The sequence below is a fragment of the Streptomyces sp. NPDC102462 genome, assembly GCF_044765425.1.
GTDB lineage: Bacteria > Actinomycetota > Actinomycetes > Streptomycetales > Streptomycetaceae > Streptomyces.
The window spans coordinates 46,113-62,793 of record NZ_JBIWKB010000041.1 but is presented as its reverse complement, the minus strand read 5'-3'; the positions used below and the strand labels follow the sequence as shown (position 1 = coordinate 62,793).

Genomic DNA, 16,681 nt, shown 5'->3' with positions numbered 1-16,681 from the left:
CACCCCGTCAGCCGCCCTTCGTCACACCTGTCTCCCACGCCGACCCCGTCCGGTCGACGACCCGGGCAGGCTCGATGCGGCCGACGGCTTGCCTGCCCGTTCGGGGGTCCTCGGGTGCTCGGAGGTCTTCGGGTGCTCGGGGGAGTGAGCGGCGCCGTGGGACGACGGCCCCGGCCAGCAGGGCGAGCGCGAGCAGCGGGTACGGGGACGCGAGCGGCTGCTGCCACCCCGGGAGCCGCAGGTCCAGGTCGCCCTCGTGCGGCAGCAGCCACATGGTGCGGGCGGTGAACACGGCCGCCGTCAGCGCCGCGAGCCGGATGCGGCCCTCGGCGAGGAGCACGGCGAGCAGCGGGACGCACCACACCCAGTGGTGGGACCAGCTGATCGGCGAGACCAGCAGGGCGGTGCCCGCCGCGAGCAGGATGCCGTGCCGCTCCCGCGTCGCCCGGGCCGCAGCCCACAGGCCCGCGACGGCCACGACGGCGACCGGGAGCGTCCACGCCGGACCCGGTGCCGCATCGCCCGCCGCCCGCGCGATCAGGCCCGGCAGCGACTGGTTGTCGACGATCCAGACCTTGCCCACCCGGCCGGTCTCGAAGAGCCCTCCGGTCCAGAAATCGGCGCTGGCCGCCGGGAGCAGGACCGCGCCGAGGGCGACGGTCCCGGCGAAGCCGGCCGTGGCCGTCGCCGCCTCCCGCCGGCGCCCGGTCAGCAGGAGGTGGACGACGAAGACGGCCGGGGTCAGTTTGATGCCGGCCGCCACCCCCAGGGCGAGGCCCTTGGCGCGGGCGCCCGGCGGGCGGGTGAGGTCCCCCAGGACGAGGCAGGCGAGCGCCAGGTTGATCTGGCCGAACAGGACCGTCTGGAAGACCGGTTCGAGCCACAGGGCCAGGGCGGTGGCCGCACACACCTGCGGCGCCCGGGCCGCCCGGCCCGCGAGCCGTGCCGAGAGGACGACGAGACGGGCGAGCAGGAGCACGTTGCCCGCGACGAAGGCCGCCTTCATGGCCGGGACGGGGATCCAGGTCGCCGGCACGAACAGGACCGCCGCGAACGGCGGATAGGTCGCCGGCAGCCGCCACTCGGTGACGGTGAAGCCGTACAGGTCGCCGCCGTGGACGACGGCCTCGCCCTCGGCCCGGTAGACCAGCGCGTCGGCCATCGGGGCGCGTTGCAGGACGCACAGGGCGGTGAAGGAGAGGAGGGACAGGGTCAGGAGGAGGTAAGGCGTCACCGTCCGTTGTGCCACGGAGGTGAACCTAGGGGTTACTTACGGCGAACGCCCGCTTCCTCGCCGTACTCGCCGAGGATGACGACGCCGAACGCCGCCTCCGCGAACACCTTGACGGCACGCAGGACGTTGCCCAGACGGTGGTGGTGGTTGCCGACGACGGCCGTGGCGCCGGCCGGGCCGGAGGGGGCCGGGTGGATGGTTGCAGCGCTCATGTCTCCATGGTGGAACGCCGGGCCCCGGGCCGTCATCGGTCTGCGGAGCCAATCCCGGCCCCCGCACCTACCCCTCCGGAGGGACCCGTCTCCCCTAGACGAGGTGGAGACGCCCCCTAGGGGCCCCTAGGGGACCGAAACGGGGGGGGCGGAAATGCATTGGCGTCGGTGCGGGGCTCGTCACTAGAATCTCCGCTCTTGCCCGCCTCCCTCCCGGAGTGCCGCCGTCCGGCCGGAAACCGGACGGCTTCCCGGCACGCAGCCGCGCCCGTCCGCGCACTGTCCGTGCACCGGCCCTTGCAGCACCCCGACCGGAGGCACCGCCTTGTCCACGCCCGCCCACGATCCGCTGGACGACCCGCTCGCCCGGGAACGCTCCCACCTCGCCGGGTCCCGTGCCGCGCTGCGCGCCATGCGCGAGGACGTCGAATCCCTCGACATCAGTGACGTCACCGCGAACTGGGTCAACGCCGAGGTACTGGCCCGGCAGATCGACGACCGCATCAAGGCGCTGGCCGACCTCAGCGACACCCCCCTGTTCTTCGGCCGGCTCGACTATCTGCACCCGCCGGCCGCGGAGCGGGCCGAGGGCGCGCCGGGCGAGCGGTTCTACATCGGGCGGCGGCATGTGCACGACGCCGAGGGCGATCCGATGGTCATCGACTGGCGTGCGCCGGTGTCCCAGCCGTTCTACCGGGCGTCCAAGAAGGACCCGATGGACGTCGCGCTGCGCCGCCGCTTCGGCTACACCGGCGGCGATCTGACGGCGTACGAGGACGAGCATCTGTCGGACCCCGCGGAGGAGGCCCGCACCAGCAAGCTGCTCCAGCAGGAGATCGAACGGCCGCGCGTGGGCCCGATGCGGGACATCGTCGCCACGATCCAGCCGGAGCAGGACGAGATCGTGCGTTCCGGCCTGGCCGGCACGGTCTGCGTCCAGGGCGGCCCCGGCACCGGGAAGACCGCTGTCGGACTGCACCGGGTCGCCTATCTGCTGTACGCGCACCGGGAGCGGCTGGCCCGCACCGGCACCCTGGTCATCGGGCCGAACCGGTCCTTCCTGCACTACATCGAGCAGGTGCTGCCCGCGCTCGGCGAGCTGGCGGTGCGGCAGGCCACCGTCGACGACCTGGTCGGGCATGTTGAGGTGCGCGGCACGGACGAGGCGGCGACCGCGCTCGTCAAGGGCGACGCGCGGCTCGCCGAGGTGCTGAAGCGGGCCCTGTACGCACAGGTGACGCTGCCTACCGAGCCGGTCGTGGTGGTGCGCGGCTCGCGGCGCTGGCGGGTTCCGGCGTACGAACTGGAGGAGATCGTCCGGGAGTTGCTGGCCCGTGACATCCGGTACGGGGCCGCCCGTGAGGCCCTGCCGCAGCGGATCGCGCATGCCGTGCTGGTGCAGATGGAGCGGGCGGGCGAGGCGCCGGACGACCGGGTGCAGGACGCGGTGGCCCGCAACAGCGCGGTGAAGGCGGCGGTCAAGGCGATCTGGCCGCCGGTCGATCCGGCGAAGCTGGTGCTGCGGCTGCTGACGGACGCGGACTTCCTCGCGGTGCACGCGGAGGGGCTGCTGTCGCAGGACGAGCAGAAGACGCTGCTGTGGTCGAAGCCGGTGCGCAGCGTGAAGTCGGCCAGGTGGTCGGCCGCGGACGCCGTGCTCATCGACGAGGCCACCGATCTGGTGCAGCGCACGCATTCGCTGGGGCATGTGGTGCTGGACGAGGCGCAGGACCTGTCCCCGATGCAGTACCGGGCGGTGGGCCGGCGCTGCACGACCGGCAGCGCGACCGTCCTCGGCGACCTGGCGCAGGGCACCACCCCGTGGGCGACCCGCAGCTGGGACGAGGCGCTGGCGCACCTGGGCAAGGCGGACGGCGTGATCGAGGAACTGACCGCGGGTTTCCGGGTGCCGACGGACGTCATCGCGTACGCCTCCCGGCTGCTGCCGCACATCGCTCCCGGTCTCACACCGGTCGCGTCGGTCCGGGAGAACCCGGGCTTCTTCGACCTGCGCGCGGTCGACGGCACCGGGGACGTGGTAGCGGCCTGTGCGGAGTTGCTGCGCAACGAGGGCTCGACCGGTCTGATCGCGGCCGACGCGCGGGTCCCGGTGCTGGCCGATGCGCTCACGGCGGCCGGGATCACCTATCTGGCACCGGGCGAGGAGACGACGCGGGAGGCGCGCGTCACCCTGGTCCCGGCGTCGCTGGCCAAGGGTCTGGAGTACGACTACGTGGTCCTGGACGAGCCGCGGGCCGTGGTCGACGCCGAACCGGACGAACGCACCGGCCTGCGCCGCCTGTACGTGGCCCTGACCCGAGCGGTGTCTGGCCTGATCATCACCCACACGACCCCCCTCCCACCCCAACTGACCTGACCCCGGCACGTTGCGCGGGCGCCAAGCACGAGCGCCCTGCGGGCGGGGGCGGTCGCGTGAGCGGGTGGCCGCCGCGGCGGGCCGGGGCGACCGCACGCCTCCGAATACGTCGCTCCGCGCGGGGTTGCGAGCGGCGGGCTCCGGTGGATGGTGCGCACCCGAGGCGGATGCCTACGGCCGCATGCGCTGCCGCCGCCCGGCGTGGGCCGCGGTACGCCGCGGGCGCCCGCGACCGGCGGCCCCGCCACGTCGCCTCCGCGCCCCGGTCCGCCGTGCCGGTTCCGTTGCCGCCGCACGGGCCGTGGGGCGTCAGGGATTGTCGGTTTCGTCCAGAGTCCGGCGCCATTGGGTCACCGCGTGGGGGGACACGGGGCCCGTCCAGCCGGTGGGGCGGGCCGCGCCACCGATGTGGAACGCGGTGAGACCCGCGGAGCGCAGTGTCGGGACGTGGTCGAGGCGCAGGCCGCCGCCGACCATCACCGTCGGCTCGTAGCCCGGCTCCTGTCCGCGTCGCGCCTCCGCGAGCAGCGTGGGCAGACCGTCGTCGACGCCGGCCGCCGATCCCGCGGTCAGGTAGGCGTCCAGGCCGGGCAGATCGGCGAGCTGTTTGCGCAGGGCGTCACGGTCGGCGGCCCGGTCGATCGCGCGGTGGAAGGTCCACGGGCAGCCGTCCAGTGCGGCGACGACCCGCTCCAGCGCGCCCAGGTCCGGTCCGCCGCCGGCGTCCAGGAATCCGAGCACGAACTGGTCGGCCCCCGCCCAGCGCAGCTCCCGCGCCGCCCGCACCAGCCGCTCCACGCCCTCCGGGCCGCCGGCCGCGAACCCGTCGGAGAGCCGCAGCATCACGCGCAGGTCGATGTCGACGGCGGCACGGATCCCGGTGAAGGTCGCCACCGACGGGGTCAGCCCGTCGGCCGCCATGTCGGTGACCAGTTCGAGGCGGTCCGCGCCTCCCGCCTGCGCGGCGACCGCGTCCTCCACTCCGAGGGCGATCACCTCCAGGACTGCACGCGTGCTCATAGGACCCCTTTCCGACGGTGTTCCCCTGGACCGCTACAGGTCTAGTCCAATCGAAAGGGTACGCCCGCACGGGCCGGCCCCGCGAGATCGCCCCCGGTCAGCCGAAGATGTTCAGCTCCGGTGCCGCCGCGCCCACCAGTTCGTACGACGTCCCGGCGAGCGACCTGCCCGCGTACAGCCGTACCAGGGTGGCGCTGTCCCCGATGAAGCGGGCCGGGTTCCGCGCCCCGTCGGCCGCGCCCAGCCGCAGCGGCTCGTCCACGTCGTCCAGGTCGGCGTGCACCGGCAGATGCCCCTTCTCGCGGGTCACCCGGGCCAGCAGGGTGAGGGCGTGCGGGGTCCCCGGTCCGGCGTAGGCACCCGGCACGCCGAACGTCTCCCGCAGATCGCCGGCGTGCACCCACTCGCCCAGCGCGATCATGTCCAGCACCCCGCCGGCCCGCGCGATCACCGGCCCGGCCTCGGTCATCCCGCGCTCCAGTTCGTCGACGACCTGCGCGTGCGTGCGCTCCGACCGTTCGGCGATGTCCCGTTCGTTCGACTCGGGTGAGAACACCCCGGGCTCGAAGCGGCGTTCCACCACCCGTGTCAGCACGGCCGCACAGTGCGCGACCACATCCCGTACGGTCCATCCCGGGCACGCCTCGATCGCCCGCGTGAAATCCGCGTCGGGCAGGGAGCGGAGCAGGGGGAGCAGGGCGTCGCGTTCTACGGCGAGGAGCCGGCCGGGGAGTTCGGGGTCCCGGGGTTCGTGTGTGTCGGTCATGGCCCCACGGTAGGCTCCGCCGGGTTGGCCGACCATGGTGCGGGTGCGTTGTGGTTGGGCGGGTCGGGGGGGGGTTGCTGCATCGTCGGTTCGTGCGGGTGCGTGGGGGCTTTTCGCGCAGTTCCCCGCGCCCCCAATCGGTGGTTGCTGCATCGTCGTTCGGTGCGGGTGTGTTGTGGCTTGTCGCGCCGTTCCCCGCGCCCCTATCGGGGCGCTGCTGCATCGTCGAACAGTGCGAGTGCGTTGTGGCTTGTCGCGCCGTTCCCCGCGCCCCCAATCGGGGCGCTGCCCGGACCGCGTGCCCTTTGGGGCGGGGGAGAATGGGGATATGGCTGATCTTGAGGGGTTGCGGGGGCGGTGGAGTAGGGCTCTGGTGGGGGTTCGAGGGGGTGGGGGTGGGCCCGATCCGGTGCCGTATGGCGATCGGTTGCTCGCCTGCTGGCAGGAGCCGCAGCGTCGGTATCACACGCTCGCGCATCTCACCGCCGTCCTGGACCACGTCGACACCCTCGCGGAGTACGCCGCCGACCCGGACGTCGTACGCCTGGCCGCCTGGTTCCACGACGCCGTCTACCTCCCCGACCGCTCCGAGAACGAGGAGCGGTCGGCCCGCCTCGCCGAGCGCGCGCTGCCGGAGGCCGGCGTCCCAGCGGACAGGACCGCCGAAGTGGCCCGGCTGGTCCGGCTCACGGTCACGCACGACCCGGCCCCGGACGACCGTGACGGACAGGTGCTGTGCGACGCCGACCTGGCCGTCCTGGCGGCGCCGCCGGCCGCGTACGCCGCCTACACCGCCGCGGTCCGCGAGGAGTACCACTTCGTTCCGAACGACGCCTTCCGGGACGGCCGCGCCGCGATCCTGCGCCACTTGCTGGAGCTGCCCCGGCTGTTCCGCACGCCGTACGGGCAGCGTGAGTGGGAGCCGACCGCCCGCTACAACCTCGCCGCCGAGCTGGAGCTGCTGACCGGCTGACCGCGGGCCAGCCGGAAAACCAGCTTCGCGCACCGGTCCGATGATCTAGTCTGCGCCGCATGCAGGCAGTGGGCGGGGATCAGGTGAACGAGGCCGTCGCGGGCTGTGTGGCGACGCTGCGCACGGCGCTTGACCGGGACTGGACGGCGGTGCGGGCGGGTCGGCTGGACTGGAGCGTCCGGCGGACCGCCGTGCATGTCGCGAGCGATCTCATCGCATACGCCGGGCAGTTGGCGGGGCGGGCGCAGGACGCGTACGTCCCCTTCGACATCACCCTCGACGGCGAGGGCGACGAGGGCATGCCCGCGGCCGGCAACGCCGGTGTGCTCCAGGTGCTCGAGACCACCGGCGTGCTGCTCGCCACCACCGTCCGCACCACCCCGCGCGAGGTGCGCGCCTTCCACCCCTTCCCGTTCGGGAGCGCGGACCGCGAGGGCTTCGCCGCGATGGGCATCGCCGAGGTACTGCTGCACACCTACGACATGGCCGCGGGGCTCGGGGTGCCCTATGAGCCGCCGGCGGACCTCGCCGAGTCCGTTCTGACCTGCGTCTTCCCGCACGTCCGGCCCGGGCCCGCGCCCTGGCCGACCCTGCTGTGGGCGACCGGCCGCGGTGAGTTGCCCGGCCGGGCACCGGTCACCGACTGGCGCTGGTACAACAACCTGGTCGTCCCGACCGGGCGGCTCACCCTCCAGGGCGTACGGCCCGCCGCCGCGCGCGATCTGCGGCTGGGCGGCGACGGCGGCTTCGACTGGATCGACGGCGGGCCGTACCAGGGCACCCGAGACGCCGCCGGGATGCTGGTCGAGGCGTATGAATCCGGCTTGCACCGGCCCGAGTTCGGGCTGTTCGTGCTGGTACGCCGGGACGACGGCCGGGCGGTCGGCGGCCTGGGCTTCCACTCCGCCCCGGACGAGGAGGGCCGCGTGGAGATCGGCTACGACCTCGTGGCGGCCGCCCGCGGCCGGGGCTACGCGACCGAGGCGCTGGGCGCGCTGGCCGAGTGGGCGCTGGCCCGGGACGAGGTGGACCGGCTGTTCGCACGCGTCGACCACGCCAATCTGGCGTCGCAGGGCGTGCTGGCCCGCACCGGGTTCGGCCGGGCCGCGGCGGCGGAGGAGTCCGCGTACGCCGAACGACACGGCTCGAACCGTTCCCTCACCCTGTACGTCCGCCGCGCCTGACCCGCCTTCAGCCGACCTCGCACCCTGCAACGCGGGCGTCAGTTCGGCTGGGCCAGGTGCACCGGCAGTGCCGGTGTCTCATGAGGACGGGACTCCGCCTGTGGCTCGTCCCAGGGAGCCGACCGCCGCGACCTTCACGCCCGCCTGGTGGCAGACCCAGTGCGGGTCGGGCCCGAGTTCCGGTTCGACGTCCAGCGCATGCGGGTCGCCTGAGCCGCACACCGGGCACAGCGGCCAGCGTCCGTACCGCTCAAGCAGCGCGTCCTGTACGTCCTGCGCCACGAGTCCGGCCACATAGGCCGCCCCGTCCGGCCACTGCTCCACCCACCAGCGGCGCTGCGCGACCGAGTCCTCGACCAGTGAGACCACGTCCGCCTCGGCGACCTCGCCGGCGACCAGGTCGGCGAGCACGCGGGCGCGGGCCGTGTGCAGGGCACGTTCCAGCGGGCTGATGGGTTCCATGCACCCATTGTGCGTGGTCTTGACCCCGACACCAGCCGAAAATATCTTTCATATGTGACCCAGAAAGTGAAGGAAATTTTCGGCACCCCGGGCGGCCACGGAAACGCCCCGCCGGCGCCGGCCGCCCTCACCGCCAAGGTGCGCACGCTCGCCCCGTCCATGACCCGTTCGATGCAACGGGTCGCCGAGGCCGTGGCGGGCGACCCGGCGGGCTGCGCGGCCCTCACGGTCACCGGCCTCGCCGAACTCACCGGCACCAGCGAGGCCACGGTCGTACGGACGGCCCGGCTGCTCGGCTACCCGGGCTACCGCGACCTGCGGCTCGCCCTCGCCGGCCTGGCCGCCCAGCAGCAGTCCGGCCGCGCCCCCGCCCTCACCACCGACATCGCGGTCGACGACCCGATCGCCGACGTCGTCGCCAAGCTCGCCTACGACGAGCAGCAGACCCTCGCCGACACGGCCGCCGGGCTCGACACCGTGCAACTGGGCGCGGCGGTCGCCGCGCTGGCCGGCGCACGGCGCACCGACGTGTACGGGATCGGCGCGTCCGGGCTGGTCGCCCAGGACCTCACCCAGAAGCTGCTGCGGATAGGGGTGATAGCCCACGCCCACAGCGATCCGCATCTCGCGGTGACGAACGCGGTGCAGCTGCGCTCCGGTGACGTGGCCATCGCGATCACCCACTCCGGTTCGACGGGGGACGTCATCGAGCCGCTGCGGGCCGCGTTCGAGCACGGGGCCACCACCATCGCCATCACCGGCCGGCCGGACGGACCGGTCACCCAGTACGCCGACCACGTGCTCACCACCTCCATCTCCCGGGAGAGCGAGCTGCGGCCCGCCGCGATGTCCTCGCGGACCAGTCAACTCCTCGTCGTGGACTGTCTGTTCATCGGAGTGGCACAGCGCACATACGAGACCGCAGCGCCCGCGCTTGCCGCTTCCTACGAGGCGCTGGCCCACCGGCACCGCTGAGCGCGGCGTGCTCCGCCGGCCGAGCCGTTGCGCGTCGTCGTCCGGCTGCCGCACCGCCATGGCCGCTCGCCGGTTCACTGCGAAGCGCTGGAGACACTGGAAGCACCGGAAGCACTGGAAGCACCAGAAAGAGCCGCCCTTCATGACGTCCACGTCCGACCACCGTCAGCTCCGCGCCGAACTGGAGACGCTCACCACCGAGGCATTCCGGCCCGAACTCGCCGGCATCGACAAGCTGCCCACCCTGGAGATCGCCCGGCTGATGAACGGCGAGGACACCGCGGTGCCGGCCGCCGTGGCCGCGTGCCTCCCGCAGATCGCTGCGGCCATCGACGCGATCGCCGCGCGCATGGGCCGCGGCGGCCGGCTGGTCTACGCGGGCGCGGGCACCGCGGGCCGCCTCGGTGTCCTGGACGCCTCCGAGTGCCCGCCCACCTTCAACACCGACCCCGCCAGGGTGGTCGGCCTGATCGCGGGCGGCGCCGAGGCGATGGTGACCTCCGTCGAGGGCGCGGAGGACTCGAAGGAACTGGCCCGCAAGGACCTCGACTCGCTCGCGCTCGGCTCGGACGACACGGTGGTCGGCGTCTCCGCCTCCGGCCGCACCCCGTACGCGATCGGCGCGGTCGAGCACGCCCGCGCCCTGGGTGCCCTGACCGTCGGCCTTGCCTGCAACGCGGACAGCGCGCTCGCGGCGGCGGCCGAGCACGGCATCGAGGTCGTCGTCGGCCCCGAGCTGATCACCGGCTCCACCCGGCTGAAGGCGGGCACCGCGCAGAAGCTGGTCCTCAACATGCTGTCGACGATCACGATGATCCGGCTGGGCAAGACGTACGGGAACCTGATGGTCGACGTGCGCGCCTCCAACGACAAGCTGCGCGCCCGCTCCCGCCGTATCGTCGCGCTGGCCACCGGCGCGGCCGACGAGGAGATCGAGCGGGCCCTGACCGAGACCGGCGGCGAGGTGAAGAACGCGATCCTGGCCATCCTGGCCGGTGTCGACGGCCCGACAGCCGCCCGCCTCCTGGCCCAGTCCAACGGCCATCTACGAGCCGCACTGCCGAACCCCACCGGCTGACCCGCACCCGCGAACCGACACCCACACGGGTCCAGCCGCTCTTTCACGTCACCGGAGTCGCAGCGACGCGACAACAACCGGACTCCCCCGGCACACCGAAACGACCCACCGCGGGACGCTGCCCGCGCGGGCGACGCCTTCCGGAGCGCGGGCGGCCTCGACCGGCTGACCCGGGCACGCGAACCGACACCCCCCACGAGCGTCCCGTCCGACGCCCGCACGGGTTCAGCCGCTCTTTCCCGTCAACGGAGTAGAAGCAGCGCGACAACGGCCGGACCCCTCCGGCACGCCCAAACGACCCACCGCGGGGCACTGCGTGCGCGGGCGGACCCGACCGGCTGACCCGGGTGCGCGGACCGGTGCCTCCGCGGGCGTCCGGTCCGTCGCCCGTTCAGGTTCAGCTGAGTGACTTCAGCGCTGCCGCGTCGAACGGCTTCAGTTCGTCGAACCGGTCCCCGAGCACCTTCGCCGCCCACTGCGGATCCTGGAGCAGCGCACGGCCGACCGCCACCAGGTCGAACTCCTCGGCCTCCAGACGGTCCAGGAGGTTGTCGAGACTCCTGACCGGCGCGCCATCGCCCTGGAAGCTCCGGTCGAAGTCGCCGTCGAGGCCGACCGAGCCCACGGTGATGGCCGGCTTGCCGGTGAGCTTCTTGGTCCAGCCGGCCAGGTTGAGGTCGGAGCCGTCGAACTCGGGGACCCAATAGCGGCGGGTGGAGGCGTGGAAGGCGTCCACACCGGCCGCGGCCAACGGCGTCAGGACGGCCTCCAGTTCCTCGGGGCTCTCGGCGAGCCGCGCGTCGTAGGCCCCCTGCTTCCACTGCGAGTAGCGGAAGACGACCGGGAACCCGGCGGAGACGCGCTCGCGCACCGCGGCCACGATCTCCGCCGCGAACCGGGTCCGGGCCACCGGGTCACCGCCGTACGCGTCGGTGCGCCGGTTGGTGCCCGCCCACAGGAACTGGTCGAGCAGATAGCCGTGGGCGCCGTGCAGTTCCACCCCGTCGAAACCGATGCGCTCCGCGGCGGCGGCCGCCTCGGCGAAGGCGCCGATCACGGCGTCCAGGTCGGCCCGGGTCATCGCCCTGCCGGTGCCCTCGGTGCCGTCGAGGCGCAGCCCCGAGGGGCCGATCGCGGGCGCGTCCGGGTACGGCGGCTGCCCCTGCTCGCGGACCATGCCGATGTGCCACAGCTGCGGGACGATCGTGCCGCCCGCCGCGTGCACCGCTTCGGCGACCCGGGCCCAGCCCGCCAGTTGGTCCGCGCCGTGGAACCGCGGGATCCGGTCGCTCAGGCCGGCCGATTCGTGGCCGACGTAGGTGCCTTCGGTGACGATCAGTCCGACGCCGGCGGCGGCGCGGCGGGCGTAGTACGAGACGACGTCCTCGCCGGGAATGCCGCCCGGCGAGAACGCGCGGGTCATCGGGGCCATCGCGATCCGGTTGGGGACGGTGAGCCCGTTGAGCGCGATCGGACGGGCGAGGATCTGGGCCGCGCGGGAGGCGGGCGGGGTGGTGACGGTCACGTGGGGGACTCCTCGGACAGCTGTCGACTGAGCGGTATGTGCACACGCATCGAGTGTGTCCTCATGCCAACCACCCCGCTCCCGACCGCATTCCGAACCCACGAACACTCACCGGCCGCCGCCGTTCCCGGACGGCACCGCTTCGTCGCGTCCCCGGGCTCGAAGCGGCGCACGGTCGGGTCCTTCGGCCGACATGCCCGAGGGCGGCACTCCCTGGGGTCAGGGAGTGCCGCCCTCGGTGTGTGGCGGACGGGTCCGATCCTCGGGGAGGATCAGAAGTCCATGTCACCGCCCGGCATGCCGCCCGGGGCGGCCGGTGCCGCCTTCTCCGGCTTGTCGGCGATGACGGCCTCGGTGGTGAGGAACAGCGCGGCGATGGACGCGGCGTTCTGCAGGGCGGAACGCGTCACCTTCGCCGGGTCGATGATGCCCTCGGCGACCAGGTCGACGTACTCGCCGGTCGCGGCGTTCAGGCCGTGACCCGGGGTGAGGTTGCGGACCTTCTCGACCACGACGCCGCCCTCGAGGCCGGCGTTGACGGCGATCTGCTTGAGCGGGGCCTCCAGGGCGAGCTTCACGGCCTGCGCGCCGGTCGCCTCGTCACCCTCCAGCTCCAGCTTCTCGAAGACGCTGGTGGTCTGCAGCAGGGCCACGCCACCACCGGCGACGATGCCCTCCTCGACGGCCGCCTTGGCGTTGCGCACGGCGTCCTCGATGCGGTGCTTGCGCTCCTTGAGCTCCACCTCGGTGGCGGCACCGGCCTTGATGACGGCGACGCCGCCGGCCAGCTTGGCCAGGCGCTCCTGGAGCTTCTCGCGGTCGTAGTCCGAGTCGCTGTTCTCGATCTCGGCGCGGATCTGGTTGACCCGGCCGTTGACCTGCTCGGAGGAGCCGGCACCGTCGACGATGGTGGTCTCGTCCTTGGTGATGACGACCTTGCGGGCGCGGCCCAGGAGGTCCAGGGTCGCGTTCTCCAGCTTGAGGCCGACCTCCTCGGAGATGACCTCGCCGCCCGTGAGGATGGCGATGTCGCCGAGCATGGCCTTGCGGCGGTCGCCGAAGCCCGGGGCCTTGACGGCGACGGACTTGAAGGTGCCGCGGATCTTGTTGACGACCAGGGTCGACAGGGCCTCGCCCTCGACGTCCTCGGCGATGATCAGCAGCGGCTTGCCCGACTGCATGACCTTCTCCAGGAGCGGGAGCAGGTCCTTGACGGAGCTGATCTTGGAGTTGGCGATCAGGATGTACGGGTCGTCGAGCGACGCCTCCATACGCTCCATGTCGGTGGCGAAGTACGCCGAGATGTAGCCCTTGTCGAAGCGCATGCCCTCGGTGAGCTCGAGCTCGAGACCGAAGGTCTGCGACTCCTCGACGGTGATGACGCCTTCCTTGCCGACCTTGTCCATGGCCTCGGCGATCAGCTCGCCGATCTGGGTGTCGGCGGCGGAGATGGAGGCCGTGGAGGCGATCTGCTCCTTGGTCTCGACGTCCTTCGCCTGCTCCAGCAGGGCGGCGGAGACGGCCTCGACGGCCCTCTCGATACCGCGCTTCAGGGCCATCGGGTTGGCGCCGGCGGCGACGTTGCGCAGGCCCTCCTTGACCAGGGCCTGGGCGAGGACGGTCGCGGTGGTCGTACCGTCACCGGCGACGTCGTCGGTCTTCTTGGCGACTTCCTTGACCAGCTCGGCGCCGATCTTCTCGTACGGGTCCTCCAGCTCGATCTCCTTGGCGATGGACACACCATCGTTGGTGATCGTGGGGGCGCCCCACTTCTTCTCAAGGACGACGTTGCGGCCCTTGGGGCCGAGGGTGACCTTGACGGCGTCGGCGAGCTGGTTCATACCGCGCTCAAGGCCGCGCCGCGCCTCCTCGTCGAACGCGATGATCTTGGCCATGTGAAGTGGTCCCTCCAGGACTGGGGGTGATTCCTTCGGACCGCGCCCGCGCCCGCGACGGACGGCTCACCGGCCTTGTGGTTCCTTGCCCCACCCGGCCTGCGGGCCTCACCGACCCGGTCCTTCATTGTCACTCTCACCTTCAGAGTGCTAACGCCAATGATTAGCACTCGACCCACCCGAGTGCAAGGTGCGCCCGCGCCGCGGACCCGTCGCGGGGCGCGCGACCGGGCCGTCGCGCCGGGCGCGCGCCCCCCGGCGCGACGGCCCGGACACCCGCGGCACAGGCCCCGCGGACACCGCGGCACCGGCCCTGCGGACACCCCCCGCGGCACCGGCCCTGCGGCATGCATGGACCCCGCGGCCAAGGCCCCGCGGCGCGGCCCCTCCGGCCCGGGCACGACGAAGGGCCCGCACCCCGGGAGGTGCGGACCCTTCGCGCTGAGAATGTTCAGGCGGTGACGCGAACCATGTCGGCCTGCGGGCCCTTCTGACCCTGCGAGATCTCGAACTCGACCCGCTGGCCCTCTTCCAGGGTGCGGTAGCCGTCCATCTGAATCGCGCTGTAGTGGACGAAGACGTCCGCACCACCGTCGACCGCGATGAAGCCGTACCCCTTCTCCGCGTTGAACCACTTGACGGTGCCCTGAGCCATGCCTAACTCCCCTATTACTGGCCCTTGCACAGATCCACACTTCGCGGACCCGGGTCAGACCTCACCCCCCAAGGTTGGGGGCGTGCGCCGGAACGCGTCGACCGCGGCTGAATGTATCTGTCCAACTGCCGTCTGCAACAGGTCAATCGGACGAGAAATCTGGACGCACCCGGTCGGGAATCTGCCGAGAATTCGGCAGAATTCAGGGCAAGTCGGGCCCTATAAAAGGAATAAAAGCCGCGAAGAACGCATGGACTTTGGCGACTTCTTGGCGGCTGCGCGGATTGAATCCGGGGCTTCCGACCCGGGGGCCGGGAACGCGTTCCCCAACTCTACCGCGCTCAACCCCACTGAATGGCCCCCTCCGCTTCTCTCACGGAGGGGGCCATCGGACGAACAGTCGGTAACCGAAGTCACCGAAAGTGAGGGACCGTCAGCCGCCGGCCACGGCGGGGATGATGGACACGCCCGCACCGTCCGGCGTCGCCGTCTGCAGGCCCTGCTCGAAGCGGACGTCGTCGTCGTTGACGTACACGTTCACGAAGCGGCGCAGCTTGCCCTGGTCGTCCAGGACGCGAGCGGAGATGCCGGTGTGGTTCTTCTCCAGGTCGGCGATCACCTCTGCGAGGTTCGCGCCCTCGGCGCTCACCTCGGACAGGCCGCCCGTGTAGGTACGCAGGATGGTCGGGATGCGAACGGTCACGCTCATGCGAGGCCAGCCTCTCGGAAGGAGTCCAGGTTCGGGCGGATGGTGGCGGTCAGGCCGGTGCCGGCCACCGCGTCGAGGGTCTTGAGGCCGTCGCCGGTGTTGAGGACGACCGTGGTGAGCGCCGGGTCGAGGACGCCCTCGTCGAGGAGCTTCTTCGTCACGCCCACGGTGACACCGCCGGCCGTCTCCGCGAAGACACCCTCGGTGCGCGCCAGCAGCTTGATCGCGTCGACGACCTGGTCGTCCGTCACGTCCTCCACCGCACCGCCCGTGCGGCGCGCGATGTCCAGCACGTACGGCCCGTCGGCCGGGTTGCCGATCGCCAGGGACTTGGCGATCGTGTTCGGCTTCTGCGGGCGGACCACGTCATGTCCTGCCTTGAACGCCGTGGACACCGGCGAGCAGCCCTCGGCCTGCGCGCCGAAGATCTTGTACGGCCGGTCCTCGACCAGGCCCAGCGCGATCAGCTCCCGCAGCCCCTTGTCGATCTTGGTGAGCTGGGAGCCGGAGGCGATCGGCACGACGATCTGGTCGGGCAGCCGCCAGCCGAGCTGCTCACAGATCTCGTACGCCAGGGTCTTGGAGCCCTCCGCGTAGTACGGGCGCAGGTTGACGTTGACGAAGCCCCAGCCCTCACCCGCCGGGTCGCCGATCAGCTCGGAGCAGAAGCGGTTCACGTCGTCGTAGTTGCCCTCGATGCCGACCAGCTCACCGCCGTAGATCGCGGCCATGACGACCTTGCCCTGCTCCAGGTCGTACGGGATGAACACACAGGAGCGCAGGCCGGCCCGGGCCGCCGCGGCGCCGACGGCCCCGGCGAGGTTGCCGGTCGAGGAGCAGGACAGGGTCGTGAAGCCGAAGGCGCGCGCCGCCTCCAGCGCCTGGGCGACCACCCGGTCCTTGAAGGAGTGCGTCGGGTTGCCGGAGTCGTCCTTCACGTACAGGCCGCCGGTGACGCCGAGTTCACGGGCCAGGTTGTCGGCCTGGACCAGCTTGGTCCAGCCAGGGTTCAGATTGGGCTTTTCGGCCACGTCCGCGGGGACGGGCAGCAGCGGCGCATAGCGCCAGATGTTCGCGGGACCCGCCTCGATCGTCCGGCGCAGCTCCTCGGTGTCGTACGCCGAGAAGTCGTAAGCGATCTCCAGCGGGCCGAAACACTCCTCGCAGGCGAACACCGGGCCGAGCGGCACCCGGTGGCCGCACTCGCGGCAGCTCAGGGCCGCGGCGGGACCGAGGTCCACCGACTGGTTCGTGGTGCTTGCAACGGTCTGCACAGCCATGTGAGGCGAGGCCCTTTCTCCTCATCTTCCTCACGACGCATCTCGCCGTGAGACGGATTTGGCACCTTCCCTAGCCGGGAGCCTCGCGGAAACGATCGGCTTGCGCAGCGATCAGTACGAGAACCGGCTGGAGGGTTGCCGGGGCTTCATCGGGCCGTGTCCCTCTGCCCCTCTGGATGAGCTGTATGCGGTTGTGAACGCCGACGACCCCCGACATGCGATGGTCATCCGCGTTGTTCAAGACTGTAACCGACGGCCAGGACAGTTGAGATAGTCGTCCGAACCGCGAGATGGATCACACATGCACCCGGTGTGATCACGACAGTGAGGAGCAGC

Annotated in this window: 15 protein-coding genes and 1 riboswitch; of the genes, 5 read left to right on the top strand and 10 right to left on the bottom strand. The window is 72.0% G+C overall.

All coding sequences use genetic code 11. From position 1 onward, the window contains the following. Positions 1–7 precede the first annotated feature (7 nt). Positions 8–1,162 (bottom strand): glycosyltransferase 87 family protein, encoded by a 1,155-nt coding sequence (locus ACIRFL_RS29725; RefSeq protein ID WP_404034417.1) that lies wholly within the window; start codon positions 1,160–1,162, stop codon positions 8–10. A 104-nt stretch (positions 1,163–1,266) separates the two neighbouring features. Beyond that, on the bottom strand, positions 1,267–1,446 hold the full coding sequence (locus ACIRFL_RS29720) for a hypothetical protein (protein WP_388713258.1): 180 nt from the start codon (positions 1,444–1,446) through the stop codon (positions 1,267–1,269). Positions 1,447–1,771: 325 nt separating this feature from the next. On the opposite strand from ACIRFL_RS29720, the gene ACIRFL_RS29715 reads away from it, so the two are divergent. Beyond that, entirely contained in the window at positions 1,772–3,823 is a 2,052-nt protein-coding gene (locus ACIRFL_RS29715) for a HelD family protein (RefSeq protein WP_404034385.1), read from the top strand. Between the two features lie 309 nt (positions 3,824–4,132). On the opposite strand, the gene ACIRFL_RS29710 is transcribed toward ACIRFL_RS29715, so the two are convergent. Beyond that, complete coding sequence (locus tag ACIRFL_RS29710) at positions 4,133–4,843, bottom strand: copper homeostasis protein CutC (RefSeq protein WP_404034383.1); 711 nt, start codon at positions 4,841–4,843, stop codon at positions 4,133–4,135. A 97-nt stretch (positions 4,844–4,940) separates the two neighbouring features. Further along, positions 4,941–5,609, bottom strand: a complete 669-nt coding sequence (locus ACIRFL_RS29705; protein ID WP_404034381.1) for a maleylpyruvate isomerase family mycothiol-dependent enzyme — start codon at positions 5,607–5,609, stop codon at positions 4,941–4,943. 328 nt (positions 5,610–5,937) lie between these two features. On the opposite strand from ACIRFL_RS29705, the gene ACIRFL_RS29700 reads away from it, so the two are divergent. Next, positions 5,938–6,582, top strand: a complete 645-nt coding sequence (locus ACIRFL_RS29700) for a hypothetical protein (RefSeq protein ID WP_404034379.1) — start codon at positions 5,938–5,940, stop codon at positions 6,580–6,582. A 59-nt stretch (positions 6,583–6,641) separates the two neighbouring features. Next, positions 6,642–7,766 carry a GNAT family N-acetyltransferase gene (locus ACIRFL_RS29695; protein WP_404034377.1) on the top strand — a complete coding sequence of 375 codons (1,125 nt, stop codon included), beginning with the start codon at positions 6,642–6,644 and terminating at the stop codon, positions 7,764–7,766. A 78-nt stretch (positions 7,767–7,844) separates the two neighbouring features. On the opposite strand, the gene ACIRFL_RS29690 is transcribed toward ACIRFL_RS29695, so the two are convergent. Continuing rightward, positions 7,845–8,228 carry a hypothetical protein gene (locus ACIRFL_RS29690; protein WP_404034375.1) on the bottom strand — a complete coding sequence of 128 codons (384 nt, stop codon included), beginning with the start codon at positions 8,226–8,228 and terminating at the stop codon, positions 7,845–7,847. Positions 8,229–8,282: 54 nt separating this feature from the next. Here ACIRFL_RS29690 and ACIRFL_RS29685 point away from each other — a divergent pair, with 54 nt between their 5' ends. Together ACIRFL_RS29685 and murQ are read left to right on the top strand one after the other, a co-directional pair. Next, the gene (locus ACIRFL_RS29685) at positions 8,283–9,203 is read left to right on the top strand and encodes a MurR/RpiR family transcriptional regulator (RefSeq protein WP_404034373.1); all 921 of its coding nucleotides are present in this window, start codon (positions 8,283–8,285) and stop codon (positions 9,201–9,203) included. Between the two features lie 142 nt (positions 9,204–9,345). Further along, positions 9,346–10,281 carry an N-acetylmuramic acid 6-phosphate etherase gene (murQ, locus tag ACIRFL_RS29680; protein ID WP_404034371.1) on the top strand — a complete coding sequence of 312 codons (936 nt, stop codon included), beginning with the start codon at positions 9,346–9,348 and terminating at the stop codon, positions 10,279–10,281. A gap of 397 nt (positions 10,282–10,678) precedes the next feature. On the opposite strand, the gene ACIRFL_RS29675 is transcribed toward murQ, so the two are convergent. The 5 genes from ACIRFL_RS29675 to thrC form a co-directional block, all read right to left on the bottom strand. Further along, the gene (locus ACIRFL_RS29675; RefSeq protein WP_404034369.1) at positions 10,679–11,806 is read right to left on the bottom strand and encodes an NADH:flavin oxidoreductase; all 1,128 of its coding nucleotides are present in this window, start codon (positions 11,804–11,806) and stop codon (positions 10,679–10,681) included. 272 nt (positions 11,807–12,078) lie between these two features. Further along, positions 12,079–13,701 (bottom strand): chaperonin GroEL, encoded by a 1,623-nt coding sequence (gene groL / locus ACIRFL_RS29670; protein WP_404034367.1) that lies wholly within the window; start codon positions 13,699–13,701, stop codon positions 12,079–12,081. Positions 13,702–14,152: 451 nt separating this feature from the next. Continuing rightward, positions 14,153–14,356, bottom strand: a complete 204-nt coding sequence (locus ACIRFL_RS29665) for a cold-shock protein (RefSeq protein ID WP_004986573.1) — start codon at positions 14,354–14,356, stop codon at positions 14,153–14,155. A 433-nt stretch (positions 14,357–14,789) separates the two neighbouring features. Further along, entirely contained in the window at positions 14,790–15,065 is a 276-nt protein-coding gene (locus tag ACIRFL_RS29660; RefSeq protein WP_388713228.1) for a MoaD/ThiS family protein, read from the bottom strand. Continuing rightward, positions 15,062–16,345 carry a threonine synthase gene (gene thrC / locus ACIRFL_RS29655; protein ID WP_404034364.1) on the bottom strand — a complete coding sequence of 428 codons (1,284 nt, stop codon included), beginning with the start codon at positions 16,343–16,345 and terminating at the stop codon, positions 15,062–15,064. The genes ACIRFL_RS29660 and thrC overlap by 4 nt, the downstream gene beginning before the upstream one ends. A gap of 18 nt (positions 16,346–16,363) precedes the next feature. After that, a riboswitch (SAM riboswitch) is annotated at positions 16,364–16,528 on the bottom strand. Between the last annotated feature and the right edge of the window lie 153 nt (positions 16,529–16,681).